This window comes from Micromonospora sp. ATLC16 (genome assembly GCF_057196645.1).
Genome location: NZ_JBXUOW010000185.1, coordinates 1 through 483, shown reverse-complemented (window position 1 = coordinate 483; position 483 = coordinate 1). Strand labels below are relative to the sequence as shown.

General features: G+C 79.5%; 1 protein-coding gene. It reads left to right on the top strand.

Going from position 1 to position 483, the window contains the following annotated elements; all coding sequences use genetic code 11:
- A partial coding sequence (locus AC2CHE_RS26980) for a hypothetical protein (RefSeq protein ID WP_484507630.1) occupies positions 1-483 on the top strand: 483 nt, incomplete at both ends.

Below are 483 nucleotides of genomic sequence, written 5' to 3'. Positions count from 1 at the left end.
GCCCTGCGGCGATCGCCCGAGCCGCCGCGCGGCGTGGTGTCCCTGCTCGCCGTCGCGGACGCGCCACCGGCCGGCAGCGCCGCCGCGACTCTCGCCCTGGCGCAGGCCATGACGGACGCGGCGGTCACCGCGCCGCTGTGGCTGATCACGCAGGGCGCCGTGTCCACCGGTCCGGCCGACCCGGTCGAGCACCCGGCGCAGGCGCTCACCTGGGGGCTGGGCCGGGTGATCGGCCTGGAGGACCCGCAACGCTGGGGCGGGTTGATCGACCTCGCCGGCCCGCTCGACGGGACCACCGTGGCGCGACTCGCCGTGGCACTGGGCGGACCGGGCGACGAGGACCAACTCGCGGTACGGCCGGCCGGGCTGCTCGTCCGCCGGCTGGTGCGCTCGCCCGCCGGGGAGCCTGCCCCGCCGACGTACCGGCCGCGCGGGACGGTGCTCGTCACCGGCGGCACCGGCACGCTCGGCGCCGAGCTGGCC